The 18,167-nt window shown below is 62.4% G+C and carries 11 protein-coding genes; 9 read left to right on the plus strand and 2 right to left on the minus strand.

What is annotated here, in order from left to right:
- Positions 1 to 765, minus strand: coding sequence for an IclR family transcriptional regulator (locus XH80_RS02710; protein WP_271597212.1), 765 nt, complete (start codon positions 763 to 765; stop codon positions 1 to 3).
- Between the two features lie 207 nt (positions 766 to 972).
- On the opposite strand from XH80_RS02710, the gene XH80_RS02715 reads away from it, so the two are divergent.
- From XH80_RS02715 to XH80_RS02745, 7 genes are all read left to right on the plus strand, one after another.
- Complete coding sequence (locus XH80_RS02715) at positions 973 to 1,734, plus strand: SDR family NAD(P)-dependent oxidoreductase (RefSeq protein WP_271597213.1); 762 nt, start codon at positions 973 to 975, stop codon at positions 1,732 to 1,734.
- Positions 1,735 to 1,801: 67 nt separating this feature from the next.
- Positions 1,802 to 3,031: an ABC transporter substrate-binding protein gene (locus tag XH80_RS02720; protein ID WP_271597214.1), complete on the plus strand. Its 1,230-nt coding sequence runs from the start codon at positions 1,802 to 1,804 to the stop codon at positions 3,029 to 3,031.
- A gap of 29 nt (positions 3,032 to 3,060) precedes the next feature.
- Positions 3,061 to 3,969, plus strand: coding sequence for an SMP-30/gluconolactonase/LRE family protein (locus XH80_RS02725; protein WP_271597215.1), 909 nt, complete (start codon positions 3,061 to 3,063; stop codon positions 3,967 to 3,969).
- Positions 3,969 to 6,086: an acetate--CoA ligase family protein gene (locus tag XH80_RS02730; RefSeq protein WP_271597216.1), complete on the plus strand. Its 2,118-nt coding sequence runs from the start codon at positions 3,969 to 3,971 to the stop codon at positions 6,084 to 6,086. Before XH80_RS02725 ends, XH80_RS02730 begins: the two co-directional genes overlap by 1 nt.
- A 37-nt stretch (positions 6,087 to 6,123) precedes the next feature.
- Positions 6,124 to 6,663: a nuclear transport factor 2 family protein gene (locus XH80_RS02735; protein ID WP_271597228.1), complete on the plus strand. Its 540-nt coding sequence runs from the start codon at positions 6,124 to 6,126 to the stop codon at positions 6,661 to 6,663.
- 25 nt (positions 6,664 to 6,688) lie between these two features.
- Positions 6,689 to 8,269 (plus strand): SDR family oxidoreductase, encoded by a 1,581-nt coding sequence (locus XH80_RS02740; protein WP_271597217.1) that lies wholly within the window; start codon positions 6,689 to 6,691, stop codon positions 8,267 to 8,269.
- 155 nt (positions 8,270 to 8,424) lie between these two features.
- On the plus strand, positions 8,425 to 10,059 hold the full coding sequence (locus XH80_RS02745; protein ID WP_271597218.1) for a flavin-containing monooxygenase: 1,635 nt from the start codon (positions 8,425 to 8,427) through the stop codon (positions 10,057 to 10,059).
- Positions 10,060 to 10,917: 858 nt separating this feature from the next.
- Here the strand turns inward: XH80_RS02745 and XH80_RS02750 are convergent.
- A complete protein-coding gene (locus XH80_RS02750) occupies positions 10,918 to 11,235 on the minus strand; it encodes an H-NS histone family protein (protein ID WP_271597219.1) in 318 nt (105 codons plus the stop codon).
- A 2,485-nt stretch (positions 11,236 to 13,720) separates the two neighbouring features.
- Here XH80_RS02750 and XH80_RS02755 point away from each other — a divergent pair.
- Entirely contained in the window at positions 13,721 to 13,894 is a 174-nt protein-coding gene (locus tag XH80_RS02755; RefSeq protein ID WP_333968630.1) for a hypothetical protein, read from the plus strand.
- Positions 13,895 to 15,048: 1,154 nt separating this feature from the next.
- Positions 15,049 to 18,167, plus strand: a 3,119-nt coding sequence (locus XH80_RS02760; RefSeq protein ID WP_271597220.1) for an Ig-like domain-containing protein, incomplete at its 3' end; no start/stop codon positions are given.

Consider the following 18,167-nt stretch of genomic DNA (forward strand, 5'->3'; position numbering starts at 1 on the left):
TCAGAAATCGATGTCGACCGGCTGCTCGAGGTCGTTGTCCTTCCTGACCGACTTCGCCGCGCGCTGAAGGACGGCGAGGTAACGATCAAAGTTCTGCCGGATACGCTCGGCGGCGCCGCCGAGGCCGAGTACGACCGGCTGGTTTTGGATCGTCACGGGCAGCAGCACGCAGATGGTCCCGCCGCCGAGAATGGGAATGTTTTCGGCCGAGTACCATCCTTTGCCGCGGATCTTCCGAATGCGGTCCATCATGTCCGACAGCTTCACGCGATCCGATGCGTTGGGGGTGGCGATATTCGCACGGCGAATGATGTTGTCGGCCTTCTCGTCCGACATCGTCGACATCAGGAGCCAGCCAAGCGCCGACTGAGTCAATGGGCGCAGTGTCCCCTCATCCACATGGAAGCGGAGCGGGTGGATTGATTGGACGATCTTGACGTATTGCAGATAGACGTCGTTCGTCGTGCCGATCGAGACTGTTTCGCCGGTCGCCGCATGGACGTCGTGCATGGCCTCGAGCGTGCGGCTGTTGCCGAAGAGAGTACGCGGAATCCAGTCGCCGAGCGACGTCACCTTGGGTGTTGGAAAATAGACGCGCATTCGCCGGTCGTAATTCAGGTAGCCCATGGTGACGAGGGTCTTGAGCAGGACCGTCGTGCTTGACGGCGGATAGCCGAGCGCGAGCCCGATCTCCGACATGGCGCGCGGCTGGCGGACGTTCATGAAGAACTGAAGGATCTCGAGCGCGCGAAGCGCTGACTTCACGGTGGATGTCCCGCCCGGTACCGCTGCGGACGTCGTTGCTGCCGCTTGCATCACTGGGTCCTCATCGTCGCTGCAAAATTCACGGATATGAAAGTCAGCTTCGCATATGAATTATGTTTGGTTTGCCCCAACAGCGCATGACATGCTGCCCGCAGTCAAGTCCAACGGCGCGATACGACGCCGCGGGCGCTGAGCTGGAGGACGTCATTGGGAAGCGGCAGGCTACAGGGGCGCGTGGCGCTCGTCACCGGCGCAGGGCGCGGCATCGGCCGCGCCATCGCAGAAGCCTTTGCGCGTGAAGGCGCGGCAGTCGGGGTGCTCGATCTCAAGGCGGAAGTCGCAGATGCTGCGGCGCACTCTATCGTCTCGGAGGGTGGCAAGGCCGTAGCGATCGTCGGCAATGCGGGATCGCGGGCCGACGTTTTTGCGGCAGTCGATCGTCTCCTCAGGACCGTTGGTCCGCCCACTGTCCTGGTCAACAACGCGATGTGGAATCGCTACGGGCCGCTGGAGCAGCAAACCGAAGAGATGATCGGCCGGATGATCGATGTCGGCCTGAAGGGTGTGATCTGGGGTTACCAGGCTGTGCTCGAGCCAATGACTGCGGCCGGGGGCGGAGCCATCGTGAATATTGGATCGCCATCGGCCGTGCTCGCGATGGCGAATGGCGTGATGTACAGCGCAGTGAAGGCCGCGGTGGCGGGCGCGACGCGATCCGCCGCGGCCGAGTTCGGGCCGCGCCGGATTCGTGTCAACGCGATCGCGCCCGGGCCGACGCCGACGGACGGCGCCAATCTTGTCGTCAGCGAGGAAGCCTGGGAGCGGCGCCGCGCACGCGTGCCGATCGGCCGTCTGGGCGAGCCGCGCGACGTCGCGAACGCAGCCGTATTTCTTGCCAGCGATGAGGCGAGCTTCATCACCGGCGACATGCTGTTTGTCGACGGAGGAATTACCTACGCGTTCTCTTGAGTGCGCATCAATCGTTCATTGGCGGCCCACCACAACAAGAAGAGCCGCGGACCGTAAGGAGGAGCATATGAGACTCTCGGTTAGCTATATCGCCGCTGTGGCGATCTTGTTGAGCGCAATTTCGTACCCTGCAACGCCGGTCCGCGCGCAGGGGATTTCCGGGGACGTCATCAAGATCGGCATCATGAACGACCAGGCCGGTCCTTATTCGGATAATTGCGGGCCGGGTTCGGTCGTCGCCGCACGTCTCGCGATCAGCGACTTTGGCGGCGCCATCAACGGCAAGAAGATCGAGCTCGTTGTGGCCGACGATCAGAACAAGCCGGATATCGGGATGGCCATTGCCTTGCGCTGGCTGGACAACGAGAGCGTGGACGCGATTGTCGGCTGTTCGGCGTCCTCGATCGCGCTGGGCGTGCAGGACATCATGAAGAACCGGAAGAAGCCGTATCTCCTGGCGGGAACCGCGGCCTCAATGTTCACGAACGAAAAATGCTCACCGATGACGACGCAATGGACGATGGACACCTATGCGTTGCCCAAGGCGACGGTAAAATCGCTGCTCGCACGAGGGCTCGACACCTGGTTCTTCGTCACCGTCGACTATTCGTTCGGCAAGGCCTGGCAGGCCGATACGACGAACTTCATCAAGGCCGATGGCGGCAAGGTGGTCGGCTCCGTGCTGCACCCGCTCAATTCCTCGGATTTCTCCTCGTTCCTGCTGACGGCACAGGCGAGTGATGCAAAGGTCATTGCGCTCGCCAATTCGGGATCAGACTTCGCCAATGCCATGAAGCAGGCACAGGAATTCGGGTTGACGCAGAAGCAGCAGCTTGCCCCGCTGGGTCTCTTGCTCAATCAGACGCATAGTATCGGCCTGCAGCCGCTGCAGAACGTGCGCCTGACGACGCCCTTCTACTGGGACATGACGGACGAGACGCGCGCCTTTGCGAAGCGATTTCAGGCGGAATTCAAAGACCGCGTCCCGAACGAGGCGCAGGCGAGCACCTACAGCGCGGTCACGCACTATCTCAAGGCGGTCGCCGCGACGCAGACCGACGAAGGCGAAGCGGTGGTGCGGCAGATGAAGACGACGCCCATCAACGATTTCGAGATGAAGAATGTCAGCATCCGTGCTGACGGCCAGGTGATGCGGCCGCTCTATGCAGCGCGCATCAAGGCGCCGGCGGAGTCGAAATATCCTTATGACTACTACGAGATCACGTCGACCATTCCGGCCGAGGACGCCTGGCGCCCAGCCTCGGAGAGCACCTGCGATCTGCTCAAGACCCAGTGAAACCAAGCGAGTATAAGCGGAACTGCTTGATGGCGCTGGAAGTGAGCCGGATATCGGCGACAGCCGCCCAGTTGGGTGAAAGCCCGCTCTGGGATGCCGAGCGGCAACGGCTGTATTGGGTCGATGGCGTCGCGCGTCGCGTGCATGCCTATGAGCCAGCGAGGGGTGACACGCGGCATTGGGATGTCCCGTCCATGGTCGGCTCTGTCGCGCTTGTCCAAGGCGATGCGCTGATCGTCGCGCTCGTGGACGGCATCTACCAGCTCGATCTCGGCTCCGGCTCACTGACATCGCTGTTCTTGCCCGAGCCTCGCGATGTCCGTGTGCGCTTCAATGACGGCAAGGTGGATCGTTGGGGACGGTTTCTCTGCGGCACCATGGGCGTATATGCGGAGCCGTTGGGGCAGCTCTTTCGCATTGACGCTGCCGGTGCGCATACGGTGCTTGCCGATGGCATTCGCATTTCGAATGCGCTTTGCTTCAGCCCCGACGGCCGCACGATGTATTTTGCCGACAGTCTCGACCGCGCAATCCGCGCCTATCGCTATGGGCCCGGTGATAAGCCCGATCGAGAACCCCGGATGGTCATCGACACCGCGCCATATCATTCCGGGCCGGACGGCGCGACCGTCGATTGCGACGGCTGCCTTTGGGTCGCGCTGGTGCAGGTGGGCAAGATCGCGCGGTTTACTCCGGAAGGTACGCTTGATCGTCTGATCGACGCGCCGACCGACTTGCCCTCATCGGTCGCTTTCGGCGGTCCGGATCTATCGACGCTCTATGTCACCTCGATCAAGGATTCAGGATCGGGACGCGCGGTTTCGCGGCACCCGGACGGCGGCTTTCTGTTCGCGATCGAGGGCCTCGGCGTTACCGGTCTGCCGGAAGCGCAATTCCGGGTTCAGCCGAACTCTTTCCCAACCAGGACCACGTCTTGATGCGTCAGCCCCCAGCCTCGCTCGATCCGCTCTTCAAGCCGCGGTCCGTCGCCCTGATCGGTGCCTCGGACGATGTCGCGCGCATCGGCGGACGCCCGTTGAGGTACTTGCGCGAGGGCGGCTTCAAGGGCGCCGTCTATCCGGTCAACCCGAAGCGGGATACCGTCCAGGGCATCAGGTCCTACAGCTCCGTCGCGGCGCTGCCAGAGGTGCCTGATGTCGCCATCCTCGCGGTGCCGGCGCAAGGCACGGTCCAGGCGCTGAGGGACTGCGCGGATCGCGGCGTCAACGCAGCGGTGGTGTTTTCAGCGGGTTTTGCCGAGGCAAGCGAGCAGGGGCGCCTTGCGCAGGATGAGATCGCCGGCATCGCTCGCCAGAGCGGCATGCGTGTTCTCGGCCCGAACTGCCTCGGATTGTTCAACGCCGGCATCGGCTATTACGGCACATTCTCGGCGATCCTCGACGCCGCGTTCGTCGAGCCCGGTCCGGTCGCGGTCGTGTCGCAGAGCGGGGCCTACGGCTCGCATATCGCCCACTTGGCGCGCCAGCGCGGCCTTGGCATCGGGCAGTGGATCACGACGGGAAATGAGTGCGACATCGATGTCGCCGCAGCGCTGCGCTGGGTCATTGATCAGGCGGATGTCAAGGTCGTAATGGCCTATGCGGAGGGCATTCGCGATCGCGACACATTCGTCGAGGCGCTGGAGGTCGCGCGCGCACGGGAAAAGGCCATCGTCTTCCTGAAGGTCGGCCGCTCCGATGTCGGCGCGCAGGCTGTGAGTTCGCACACCGCGGCGCTGGCGGGATCGGACGCCGTGTTCGACGCGGTGCTGCGGCAGTATGGCGCCTATCGGGCGCGGACCACCGCCGAGCACCTCGACGTGGCCTATGCCTGCGCGCGGGGGCTTTATCCCGCGGGCAACAGGTTCGGCATCTTCACGCTGTCGGGCGGCTTCGGCATTCAGATGGCCGATGACGCCTCGGCGTGCGGGCTCGACGTCGCACCGATGCCTGAGGCGGCGCAGGAGGAATTGAAGGCGATGCTTCCTTACGCATCGCCCCGCAATCCCGTGGATGCGACGGCGCAGGCGCTTACCGACCTGCCGCTGATGACGAGCTATATCGCCGCGATGCTCGAGAAGGGCGGCTATCACCTCTTCGCCGGCATTTTCGGCAGCGGACCGGCCAGCCCCACCTTCTCGGCCAAGCTGCGCCAGACGCTGCGGACCGCAACAGCCGGACATGAAGGCCGGGTCCTGGCGCTGTCCATGTCGGCGCCGGCGGAGATCGTTCGCGCCTACGAGAACGACGGTTTCCTGGTCTTCGAGGATGGCTCGGCGCTGGTGAACGCGCTGGCGGCACTGGTCTGGTTTCGCCGCAGCTTCGATGCGGCGAAAGCGACGCGCCCGGCCTCGCCGGCCGCGATGCGCATCGCGCCACCGGACGGCGCGCTCAGCGAGCACGAGGCGAAATCGCTGTTGCGCGCGGCGGCCGGCATTGCGTTTCCGAAGGAAGCGCTGGTGCGGCCCGACGAGGACGCCGGCGCCGCCGCGGCAGCGATCGGCTTTCCGGTGGTGGTCAAGATCTGCTCCCCTGACATCGCGCACAAGACCGAGATCGGCGGCGTCATCGTCGGAGTGCGGAATGAGGCGGAGGCCCGCGATGCCGCGCGAACCATTCTGGCCCGCGCGCGCGACAAGCGGCCGGACGCGCGGATTGACGGCGTCATCGCCTCACCGATGATCAAGAGCGGGGTGGAGACCATCGCCGGTGTGGTGCGCGATCCGACCTTTGGTCCTGTGGTCATGTTCGGGCTCGGCGGCGTTTTCGTCGAGGTGCTCAAGGATGTGACGTTCCGCGCAGCGCCATTCGACGTTGCCGAGGCGCAGCGAATGATCCACGAGATCCGTGGGTTTGCGCTGCTGGAGGGCGTTCGCGGTGCGCCGCCCACCGATATCGATGCACTGGGGGAGATGCTGTCGCGGCTGTCGCAATTCGCAGCCGACAATGCCGAGCTGATCGAGAGCATCGATCTCAACCCGGTTCTGGCAATGCCGCGCGGCGAGGGCGTCATGCCGCTCGATGCGCTGCTGGTCCCGTGCAGATCCGGGTCTTGAGCATGGCGATTCTGGTTGGGGGAAGAGATATATGACGATCGATACAGCGAAGCTCACCGAACTCCTGGACCGCGAGGCGATCCGCGATTGCATCTATCGCTATTGCCGCGGAGTCGACCGGGCCGATGAGGCCACGCTGCGCGGCACCTATTGGCCCGACGCCACCGATCAGCATGGCATCTATTCCGGGCCGGTGGAGGGCTTCTTCCTTTGGGCCCGCGAGATCTTCAAGAGCGGCGCGCGCAACGTCCATCAGGTCGGCAACCTTCTGATCGAATTCGTCGGCCCGACGCGAGCCGTTGTTGAGACCTACTTCCTCGCCATGCAGCGCGGTCACGGCAAGGACGGCGTCGTACGGCAGTACGTGATGGCCGGGCGCTACTGCGACCTGTTCGAGAAGCGCGGCGGGGAATGGCGGGTCGCGCGGCGCATCGTGACGTTTGACTGGGTGGAAGAGCAGGCCGTGCCGACCGAGGGCGAGGAGGTGCGTTTTGGCCCGCGGACGCCGATCGGAACGCGGCACCCCGAGGATCCCATCTATGAAGTTCTGGCCGATGCGCGCGCTCTGCGCATGTAGGTAAACGCATCGAAGGAAGTGGGCGATGGAAAAGGCAAGGCGCGTTGTCATCGTCACCGGAGCGGCCGGTGGCGTCGGCCGGGCGCTGCTCGAGGCTTTCCATCGGGACGGTGATGTCATTGCGGCCGTCGATCTGCCTGGCACCGACGTCGGCGATATCACGGTTGCGCTCGGCGGCGAGCATGCGGCGTTCTATTGCGACGTGGCTTCTGAAGACGAGGTTGTGGAGCTCGTCGCCGCGATCGAGCGGCGGTTTGGACGGATTGACGTTCTCGTCAACAACGCCGCGCTCGGGCCGACCATGGCGGCGACGACAGACACGGACGTCGCCTCGTTTCGCAAGGCGTTGAGCGTCAACCTGCGCGGCCCCTTCGTGCTGGCGCGCGAGGCGGCGAGGCGCATGATGGGGCAGGGCGGCGTGATCGTGAACATCGCGTCGCTGGCCGGCGTTCTCGGCAATCCCAAGCGCAACGCCTATGCGGCGTCCAAGGCGGGGTTGATTTCGGCGACGCGGTCGCTCGCTTGCGAATGGGCAAAACATGGCATTCGCGTCGTGGCGGTGGCGCCCGGCTATGTCCGCACGCCCATGGTTGCGGAGTTGGAGCGCTCCGGCAAGGCGAACCTCGAACTGGTCCGACGGCGCGTTCCACTGGGGCGCATGGGACGCCCGGACGAGATCGCCGCAGCGGCGCGCTTCCTCGCTTCGCCGGACGCAGGGTATGTCACGGGCGCAGTCCTTGCCGTCGACGGCGGCTGGCAATCCTTCAATCAGCCCGGCGACGCGCATCCTCCGGTCATGGGGGCGCCGGACGCCGAACTGAAAAAGCGCGAGCCGGCGCTGAAGGAGCGTATCGTGGCCGTGACCGGCGGCGCCAACGGCATCGGGGCGGCGATCGTCCAACGATTTGCGTCCGCCGGCGATACCGTGGTCGTCGCCGACAAGGATGGCGATCGCGCTGCCGAGCTCGTGCGCGCGCTCGGCACGAAACACATGGCCTTCGTCTTGGACGTCTCCTCCGAACAGGAGGTGCTGGCGGTGTTTGCCACGATCCGGCAGCGCTTCGGTCGCGTCGACGTGCTGGTCAACGATGCCGCGGTGGCCGACGGTTTCGTGCCGGCGCTCGCGCAGTCCGCAGCGGAGCTCGACAAGGTCTTGGAGGTCAATCTCGTGGGCGCCTTTCTCTGCGCGCGAGAGGCAATCAAGCTGATGGGGAGCGGCGGCGTTATTCTCAATCTCGGATCGATCAACACATTCCTGCCTTTCGCGCCGCGCCACGCCTACGGCGCGTCGAAGGCCGCCATCGACATTCTGACGCGGTGCATGGCGGCTGAGCTCGGCCCTGCCGGCGTGCGCACCGCCACCATTGCGCCAGGCTATGTCCGCACGCCGGGCGTGGCTGCGCTTCAGGAATCGGGGCGCATCGACAGCGCGCGGATCCGCCGCCGCGTTCCGCTCGGCCGCTTCGGCGAGCCGGCGGAGATCGCAAACGCGGCTTATTTCCTGGCCTCGCCGGAAGCGTCCTACGTCAACGGCTCGATCCTCTATGTCGACGGCGGCTGGACCTCGTTCGGCGATGCCGGCGATGCGAGCACCGCGAGCGGTTGAAGACGGCGGGGCAGGCCCGGGTCTTTCATGGATGTGAAACTCACCCTGCGTGGCCTCAAAGCCGTGGTGGGGCCGCAGAACTCATGAGATGGTTTTCAACGTCAGCGCGATCGCCGCGTCAATCGAACCAATAGCGCAAGCGAGGAAATGCCGAGATGAGCAGCAGTGAGGTGGGCGCACAACGCCTGGACGTCGTCGTCGTGGGCGCCGGCTTCGGCGGCTTGTACGCCGTGTACAAATTCCGGGAGATGGGCCTCAAGCTCGCGGCATTCGAGGCGGGCGGCGATGTCGGCGGGGTGTGGTACTGGAATCGCTACCCCGGGGCGCGCGTAGACCTTCCGAGTATCGACTACAGCTATTCGTTCTGTCCCGAGATCGAACAGGAGTGGACCTGGTCGGAGGAGTTCGCGTCACAACCGGAGCTTCTCGCCTATTTCAACTTCGTGGCTGACCGGCTCGACCTACGCAAGCACTATCAGTTCAACACCCGCGTCATCAGCGCCATCTGGGACGAGACGCGCAAGCTGTGGAAGGTGACGACCGATCGCGGTGAGACCGTCGAGGCGACTTACTGCGTGATGGCGACGGGCCCGTTGTCGATCCCCATGGATCCCCAGATTCCGGGTATCGCGCGCTACAAGGGCGAGTTGCTGCGCGCCGGCAAGTGGCCGCACCGTCCGGTCAGCTTCGCCGGCAAGCGCGTCGGGGTGATCGGCACGGGGTCGACCGGCATCCAGATCGTCCAGGAGGTCGGCCGGAAGGCCGGCGAGCTCTTCGTCTTCCAACGCACGCCAAGCTTCACCATGCCCATGCGCAATCAGACGCTGGAGCCGGACTACGTAGCCGAGGTCAAGCGCAACTACGCCGGGATCCGCGAGGCCGCCCGTAACAGCCCGAATGGCGGCGTGCGTCCGTGGACCACGCGCGCGTTCTTCAGCGTGACGCCGGTACGGCGTCGCGAACTCATGGAAGACGCCTGGAAGGCCGGCGGCCTTGCGATGCTCGGGACCTTCACGGATCTTCTGAGCAACGAGGAGGCCAATGAGCATGTCGCCGAATTCGTGCGTGGCAAGGTCAGCGAGGTCGTCAAGGACCCCGTCACCGCCGAAAAGCTCAAACCCCACGGCTATCCCATCTTCGCGCGGCGGCCGTGTCTCGACACCGAATATTACGAGACGTTCAATCTGCCCAATGTCCATCTGATGGACTGCGTCACCGAACCGATCCTCGAAGTCACCGAGAAGGGTGTGCGGACGGAGGCCGGAGAAACCGAGCTCGACATGCTGATCCTCGCGACCGGCTATGATGGGCTCACCGGTGCGCTGACGGCCTTCGACGTTGTCGGCCGTCATGGTGGCAAGGTGAACGACAAATGGAAGCACGGGGCGAAGTCGTATCTCGGCCTGATGATGGAAGGTTTCCCGAACCTGTTCATGACCACCGGGCCGAACGGGCCGGCGGCGCTCGCCAACATCGTCAGGATCAGCGAGAACGACGTCGACTGGATCGCGAACCTGATCACGCACATGGCCGATCGGGGCCTTGCGACCGTCGAGCCGACCAAGGCGGCGGAAGACGGCTGGATGGAGCTCGTCGCGCGGCTCGCGCAGCGCTCGCTGCTGAACAAGGCGAAGACCTGGTATCTCGGCGCCAACGTCAAGGACAAGCCGCTCGGGCTTACGCTTTTCACGGGTGGATTTCCGAAGTACAGGGAGTATTGTGCCGCCGCCGCGCAAGCGGGGTATCGCGATTTCGTGTTCGAGCGCGGACGAACGCCAGTGGCGGCCTGAGGTCGCTATCGTGCACAGTTCGGATGAACCAGCGATACGGGCGGCAACCACATCTCCGTTCAGCAGGTGGGCTTCTGGGCGCCGAGGAAGGGGCACGCACCATCATTCCGATAAAGGAAGAATCCATTGGAAGGTCAACGCAAGTCTGAGGATTCAGTTGTCAGAATGGACGTTGATTTTGCTGGCAGATCACGCCCCTGTTAATCAGCGGGTCCCGGGTTCGAGCCCTGGTGCGCCCACCACCCTTAAGAGATTAGCCCGCAAGGGGCTTGTTTTAAATTCTTCGATAGAGCACAGCGCGTCTCGGGCGACGTTTTTTAGTTGGATTGGACACGGCCAGCTTGCTCTTCGGCTTTTCTCTCGTTTCTATATCTTCACCCATTCGTCTACGATGTTTTGCTTCCGGCGCTAGCGTTCGAGCGCCAACGATTGTTTCAGGCGCCAAAGGGCGGCGAACCCTCTGAAGGTCAGGTGGATGCCACGAGCTGGCATAGCGGCCAGCCGGCGCGAAGAGGGGCGGCAGGTACCTACTCGGCGCGCAGGAATTCCAACTCCGGTGACGATCAACGCGAGGGCGGTCGCTCGGACGATCACGACCCACCTTTCCTGCAGCGCAAGATGACGCCGGTTGCAATCAGAGCTCTTTTGGGCGTCTTCGTTCTTCCAGTCCTTCGAACGTGGAATATGGTTAGGCGGCGCTTCAGGGGGTATCACGACTAGACGCGGGCCATCGCGCGCTTGAGATTCTCGTTGATCTTCACTGTGCCGCGGGCCCTCGAGCGAGTTCAGCGAGACCAGCAGCTAGATCGCAACGGCGCTCGCTATGGCGGTGCCTCCACGCATGTTTATGACCCGCGTTTAAGCCTGATCGATCAGGAAATCGTCAAAATCTCGGCCGCCTCGAAGCTGCGGCCGCAGCCATCGTGGCTGCCTGCCGCGACCCGTCCATGTCTCCGCTGGGTTCTTCGGATTGCGATATTTGGGGCGGACGGGCGGGTATGGACGCCGGCGCTTACGATCGAGCCGTGTGGCCTCGTTGGCCAGTCCAATCCTGCGGAGCCTTTCCTCCAAATGTGCTTTTTGCTCCAACATTTTCTGAGTGAGTTGGGCGGCGACCTCTTGGTGAAGTGTCCAGAGTTCGTCAACAGAGAGCGAATTAAAATACGCGGTGTTCATGGCCCCATCCGAATCTTGGGCAGAAGGCCCAGGCAGCAAGTCGGTAATCCAGGAGCAGACAAGACGTCAGTTAAATATTGATCATGCAATCCGCATTTAAATCTTAGAGGTGGCAGGGAGAAAGGCGCGATAGTGGCAATGTCGTGGCGCAATATTTAATTCGCTGCGCAGGCCGTCCACGTATCGTAGAAACCACGAACTCTCCGTCGGCCAGTTGCGCTTTGGCGTTCGGGAACGAGAGCAACGATGGTATCGATCGGTCGGTCGCGGCGCGGATCGTGGGCTGGAGCGAGGCCTGGCGAAACTCAGATGGATCGACGAAGGGATCGCACTGCCTCGTGTTGCATCCCCTCGGAGTGCTGGGCCGTTATATTAATTAGGTGGCCCAGAGTGCAATTAATTCATCGCGTTGCCCGATTTAAGCCGCATGGGGCCGTTGTCGCCGCTAAGGCTTAGGCGGGATTGGGGCGCACCCAGGAGTTTTCGATGTCCTCTCAATTGCGATTGTACTTCGCCAGTGTGGTCCTTGTCGGAGGTTTTTCGGCAGCGCCTGCGTCTTCCAATCCGTTAGCCGATTTCTTCAATGCGGGTACATCCCAACCCACGGTAACCTCTCCGCCACAAGCCGAATGCATGCCGCGGACAGCATTGGGTCTACCGAATGGACGGTCGGCGCAAATGCTGGTTCCTGGCCGAGGGAATCGCGACGGTGAAGAAGCCCATTCGGGCTCGCGTGGCTAAAGACCGTAGCGCCAGTCTGGAGGAAAACGGGACCACGCAGACCGGGCAGACCGCTGTCGTTGATGCGCGCGCAGAGTTGCTGCGCTCCGCATCGCCGGAGCGATCTCAGACGCCTGTACCCGAAATGCAGCTAGCAGATGCCGCTTCCGATCGTGGCATGGGTGCTACCCTGATGTCGGCGGCCCCCATCAGATATCCCCGGCAACCAAATTACGCCCGAGCACTCCACACCGGGCCGAGTCGACGGTGGGCAGCTTCTCGCCGCAGCGCCCGCCGACCCACCTCAAGCTATGCCGCTGGGCGCGCGCATTGCAGACACGCACGGCGAAGCGCGCAGCTGGACGGCCTGGTTCGGTGTGCTGCTGATGACGCTTGGTGGCATCTCTCTCTTAAGCTCGAGCCGCACGCTTCGGCACGCAGTGAGATTGCGCCACTGAGGTATAGCGACCTACAAGATACTTGCCGTCGCGCAACTGAGGGATTGAACAAGCAGGTATAGCCGAACTGCCACACGTACAAAGGTTCCGTGCGTCCTCGCTCAGTTTGGCACTTCTTTAGGCCTACATTCGAGTACGATGACGTTCGTCTTCGGATCGGACTGCATCATGCGGTACAAGGTGTTCGTGGTGGACGGCAGCCGGCAAGTGATCTGCGCTGCAAAGCTCGACTGCATTGACGAGCAGACGGCGAGGCGCCGCGCCGAGCAAATGCATGACGAGCACGACGTTGAGCTTTGGGAAGGCGCTCGGCTCGTTGCGGTGTTCCGAAGTGCAACGTCGAATGAAGGTCGGAGCTAACGCGCGATCCTGAATAGGCAGCAAGTCCCGCCGCCGAGTTGGTTCAAGCGTTGTGAGGGCCGAGCTGGTTGGAGACATTCGCGGCGAAACGCCATCGCCGAGGCTCGCCACTGCGGGGCGTCCAGTCCTCTTTCAAAGTCGTGGTAGAGGCGTGGAACGTAGGCAATCCGTTCATCGAATTGGCGAGTGAGCGGGTCTCCGGAACCCGACCGGTCTCTAAACGGCTCTTGCTCTGTCGCTCGCTTTGATACGCCGTCGTCTGCCGATTGTTTTTGCTCCTACATGCCGGAGCTTCCTTCGAAGCTTCTCCACCGCTCGAAGCTCCTCCAGCAGCGCCTGGTGCCGTTCGCTCAGAACGGCACTCGAAAATATCCGACGCGTACTCGGCATCGCATCCCTCAGAAAACGACTTGAAGTAAGAAGTCGACGAAAAGCGAGAGACAAAGAACGTTCGACCGAAGCTCAATGAGCTAAAGCCGCAGCCGCCAGATGCTCCCAGTACTCTGCCTCTGCAAGCAGTTTCCAGCTTCTCTCAGGTTGCAGTGCGGCAGTCTGTCGACAAAGCAACGCCATTGCGCGAAAGCGGCGAGCAGCTTCCATCATTATATACGCGGGACAGCACAGGGGATGCGAAGCTGTCGTGCGCGAACATCGCAATGTCAGAAATGCCAATGAGGACTCTTCTCGCCGCACTCAGGGCGCAGTGCGCCGGAGAGCGAGCCATAGCCCGTCATTATAGCGTCAGCGCTCACCCCGCGAGCGCCGACGACCGCGCCGGCAATTCCGGCTCCGCTCCCCGAGATGCAGGCGCTTTCACAGAAGCCAACGGTCCCGGCAGCGCCGTCACTCAAGCCGAACAGGCGCGCGTCTGTCGGCGGCCCCGACGAAAAACGAGCGCGATTGCCCGGTGTGGCGATCGGTGACCTCGTCCTTGGTGAGCTGCGCAAATGGATGGCTTTCCGAGCTCCGGCGTCTCGATCACAATCTATGGATATCGCAATTGGAACGCCATGATCAGGTTCGCGCCGTTCTCGACCACTCTCCGGAGCGCGGCACGCCTGCGCGAGGCCTTACCCGATATTGTCGACAAGCTTCGGCAGGACGTCGAGCTGGAGACCTAGGTTCTGCGGCCACTGTCCACGATCGTGGCGGGTTCTTTCGAGCGTGCGACGTGGGGTGAGCGACTCGCTGCAGGTCGCTCCGCGCGCAACGTACGCCCCCTGCATCGGCGGGCCGACATTCAGGTTTCGGCGTCCATGATACCGCTGGCGCTCAAGCGGCAGAATTATTTTGAAGGATTAAATTAGAAATAGCCTCGCCCGGAGCCGGATCGGGCTTTAGCGGACGCGTTTCTCCGGCCTGCCGACATGGTCCACGTGGCGCTCGCGCATCAATAAATCCCGTAAAAGCACGGGCCCAATGAAAAATTTTCGATCCTTCTTTCCGCGAGACGTCTCTTCACTGGACGTCGGCGTCTCTTTTTAGTGGATTTAGTGGCGTTAATTCTTAAATCAGTTGACATTTAAAATTAAATGGACGGAGATGGAAATCTAAGGCAGATTTAATTCGCTCCAGGCCGCGGGATATGACCGCTCCTCATCGCTGCGTCAGTCCTCAGAGCCGAAGAGGCGAAAGTATTTGATGACAAGAACCATGAGTGCGTGTCCCGACCGCGAGCCGGACACGAGCGGCAGGGGGGCCTAGGATCTTTTTCGCATAGCTTAGCAGACAGGCGATAGTTGCTTGTGGGCGGAGGCGACGTGGTTCGTCCGTCCGAGCGCTCGTGCTTTGCGTGAATTGATCCTGCAGAACCTCCTTGCTCTGCACTGGCAGACGAGGAACGTAAATGAGTTGCGTGCATTTTATGTGGCAGTCCGAGCCAACATTCGACTGGTCTCAAGTCGAAGCGCGTTCCGCGGCCATCTCGTATTCTCCTTTGTCCAATTGTGATCCTTCGATCCAGCGAGTCGTAGCGAACGACTTGCGAGCCCTCGTGCACGGCCCGACGCTCAACACCGGCGCTCGCTTCTGTCCAGCCGGGACGGCGCCAGCACATTCGCCGGCCGAGATGATGCCTGCTCCAAGTGCCACTATCTCTACCGTAGATTGAGTTTCGCATGCTTTCTTTGCCCGTTTTCGAAGCTGCGAGCACCCCTCAATCACACGTCACCTTCTTTCGGAATAGGGGCGACGCGGTGGCCGACCGTCACTGCGCAATTTGCGATTTGTTCCGATCCGTGAACGCGGACAATGTAATAGCGGGAGGATTTTAGTTATGGCAACGCAGGCGACGGGCGGTGGCAGCACAGTTTCGTTCGGGAAAGCTCCGCAAGCCAATAACGACACATTCTCCTTTACCGCGGACGCTGGCAACAGCCTCATTCGCAACGTGTTTGCCAATGATTTGGGAGGCGCATGTGCAATAGGGAGCTCGCTCATGGCGGGGCGCTGCAAGCGCGAGATCGCCTTCATCGACCGTGGTGTTGATGACCTCGAGATGCTGCTTGCCGGTATGCGGCCGGATGTCGATGCGATCGTGCTCTCCAACGAGGAGCCCGCACTCGGCCAGATGGCGCGCGTCCTGAAGGGCAGGGGAGGATTGCAAGCGATCCATATTATTGCGCACGGAAAACCGGGCGAAGTCAGCTTCACAGGCGGCACACTGACGAAGGAAGGCGTGCAAGCGAGTGGACGCGACCTCGCTCAAATCGGATTAACGTTAGCGCCTGACGGACAGATCGCTCTGTGGGCTTGTCACGTGGCCAGTGAGGAGGCGCAGACCGGCGACCTTGTGACGTCTCTTGCGGCGGCGTGCGGCGCTCGCGTGGCTGCGACCAGCGGTAAGGTCGGGCACGCCAGCAAAGGGGGCATCTGGCATTTGGATTCGGCGGCGCCATCGCCGGTCACCGATCGTGCGATGCATGCCTATCAGGGCGTGCTCGATAATGGCAACGGCACGACGGTTGATAATTTGAACGTTCTCGATGCGATCAAAACCAACGACACCAACGGTGTCGAATATATCTATTGGAGCGACATTTCGACGTTCCTGGCGACGAGCACGAATGCGACGCAAACCGTCACGATTCAACAGGCGTTTCAGGCTGGCCAGCTGTTACTGACGTTCCAGGTCGGATCGAATTATTACACCATCGGGTATAACAGCGCGGCGTCGGTTTATTATCAGAGTTCGCTTGCGACCGGCTTTTTCCTTGAGCAGACCGACCAATACGGCACGCCTGTTGGGCAGTTGGATGCGATCACCGGCCAAACGGTTAGCGGATCGCCGCTGGCGTTGATCAGCGGCTTCACTGGCGCAATCCCGAATTTTATTTCGCAAATCAATAACCTTGGCTTGTTCGCCAGCACTGCTCAGCTGATCACTGACACGATCGATGGCGGCACAGGCAAGGACAATATCCAAGGCATTGCTAGTAATGCCGCTATTCACAATATTATTCAAGGAGGAGCGGGAGCCGACGTTCTTACGGGCGGCATCGGATCTGATTATTTCGTCTTTGCCAGGGCAACCGATTCTCCTGCGGCGGGCCAACTCAATTCAGGCGGACAACTTGCCCAAACCTGGGATCAGATCACCAATTTCCAGGTTGGCTCGGACAAGCTCGACTTTAGCCAGTTGCTTAGTGACCAGTCGGTCTCGAGCGCGGGAGGCGTGACCGCGTTCGCGGCGGGGCTTGCGGAATTTCGCTGGTTCGGCGCGCAGCCGGCGAACACTACCTCCATGGGGTCCACCAACGGGTACGGCGTCTGGTACACCCCCGACGGATCTGGCGGGTCCTATGTCTACGCCGATACGAACGGCGACGGTGTTGCAGATCTGAAGTTTGACGTCGCCGGCGTTACCGCGCTCAATCCCAGCGATTTTCTCGCAGTAGATCCGCCCAGCGCGTTCACGGTCCACATTAATCCAATCGAACCCACTCAATCGAATTCGTGGCTGATCAATCTCGCCGATGCAAATGCGGGGGTCACCGTAACGGGCACAGTGACCCACTTCACGCCCAACGCTCAGCTCATCGTTACGCTGAACGGCCACAACTATACCGCAACGGTCGCGGCCAACGGCACCTGGTCCGCTGTCATTCCAGCCAACGATCTCGCGCATAACCTGCTGCCCGACGGCAGTTATACGCTTAGTGCGACGGTCAAGGTTGGATCGAGCACCGCGGCGTCCGATTCACATTCGGTAACCGTGGACGAGACGCCACCGACAATTGCGATCAGCACAATCTCTGGGGACAATCGTCTCAACCTGGCGGAATCCGCCTCGAACATGACGATCAGCGGCACCACGACGGGGGTGGAGAACGGCCAGACCGTCAGCGTGGTGCTGCACGGGCACACCTACACCGGCACGGTGAGCAACAACGCCTGGTCGGTCACCGCACCGGCTGCCGACCTGGCGCATGCCCAGCTGCCGGATGGCAGCTACAGCGTGACGGCGAATGTGTCGGATCTGGCCGGCAACCCGGCGACCCAGGCGACGCATACGCTGACGGTGGACGAGACGCCGCCGACGATCGCGATCAGCACGATCTCCGGCGACGACCGGCTCAACCTGGCGGAATCCGCTTCCAACCTGACGATCAGCGGCACCACGACGGGGGTGGAGAACGGCCAGACCGTCAGCGTGGTGCTGCACGGGCACACCTACACCGGCACGGCGAGCAACAACGCCTGGTCGGTCACCGCACCGGCTGCCGACCTGGCGCATGCCCAGCTGCCGGATGGCAGCTACCAGGTGACGGCGAACGTGTCGGATCAGGCCGGCAACCCGGCGACCCAGGCGACGCATTCGCTGACGGTGGACGAGACGCCGCCGACAATCACGATCGACACGATCTCCGGCGACGACCGGCTCAACCTGGCGGAATCCGCTTCCAACCTGACCATCAGCGGCACCACGACGGGGGTGGAGAACGGCCAGACCGTCAGCGTGGTGCTGCACGGTCATACCTACACCGGCACGGTGAGCAACAACGCCTGGTCGGTCACCGCACCGGCTGCCGACCTGGCGCATGCCCAGCTGCCGGATGGCAGCTACCAGGTGACGGCGAACGTGTCGGATCAGGCCGGCAACCCGGCGACGCAGGCGAGCAAGACCCTGATCGTGGACGAGACGCCGCCGACGATCGCGATCAGCACGATCTCCGGCGACGACCGGCTCAACTTGGCGGAATCCGCCTCGAACCTGACCATCGGCGGCACCACGACGGGGGTGGAGAACGGCCAGACCGTCAGCGTGGTGCTGCACGGTCATACCTACACCGGCACGGTGAGCAACAACGCGTGGTCGGTCACCGCACCGGCTGCCGACCTGGCGCATGCCCAGCTGCCGGATGGCAGCTACCAGGTGACGGCGAACGTGTCGGA

The organism is Bradyrhizobium sp. CCBAU 45384, from assembly GCF_028128665.1.
GTDB lineage: Bacteria > Pseudomonadota > Alphaproteobacteria > Rhizobiales > Xanthobacteraceae > Bradyrhizobium > Bradyrhizobium manausense.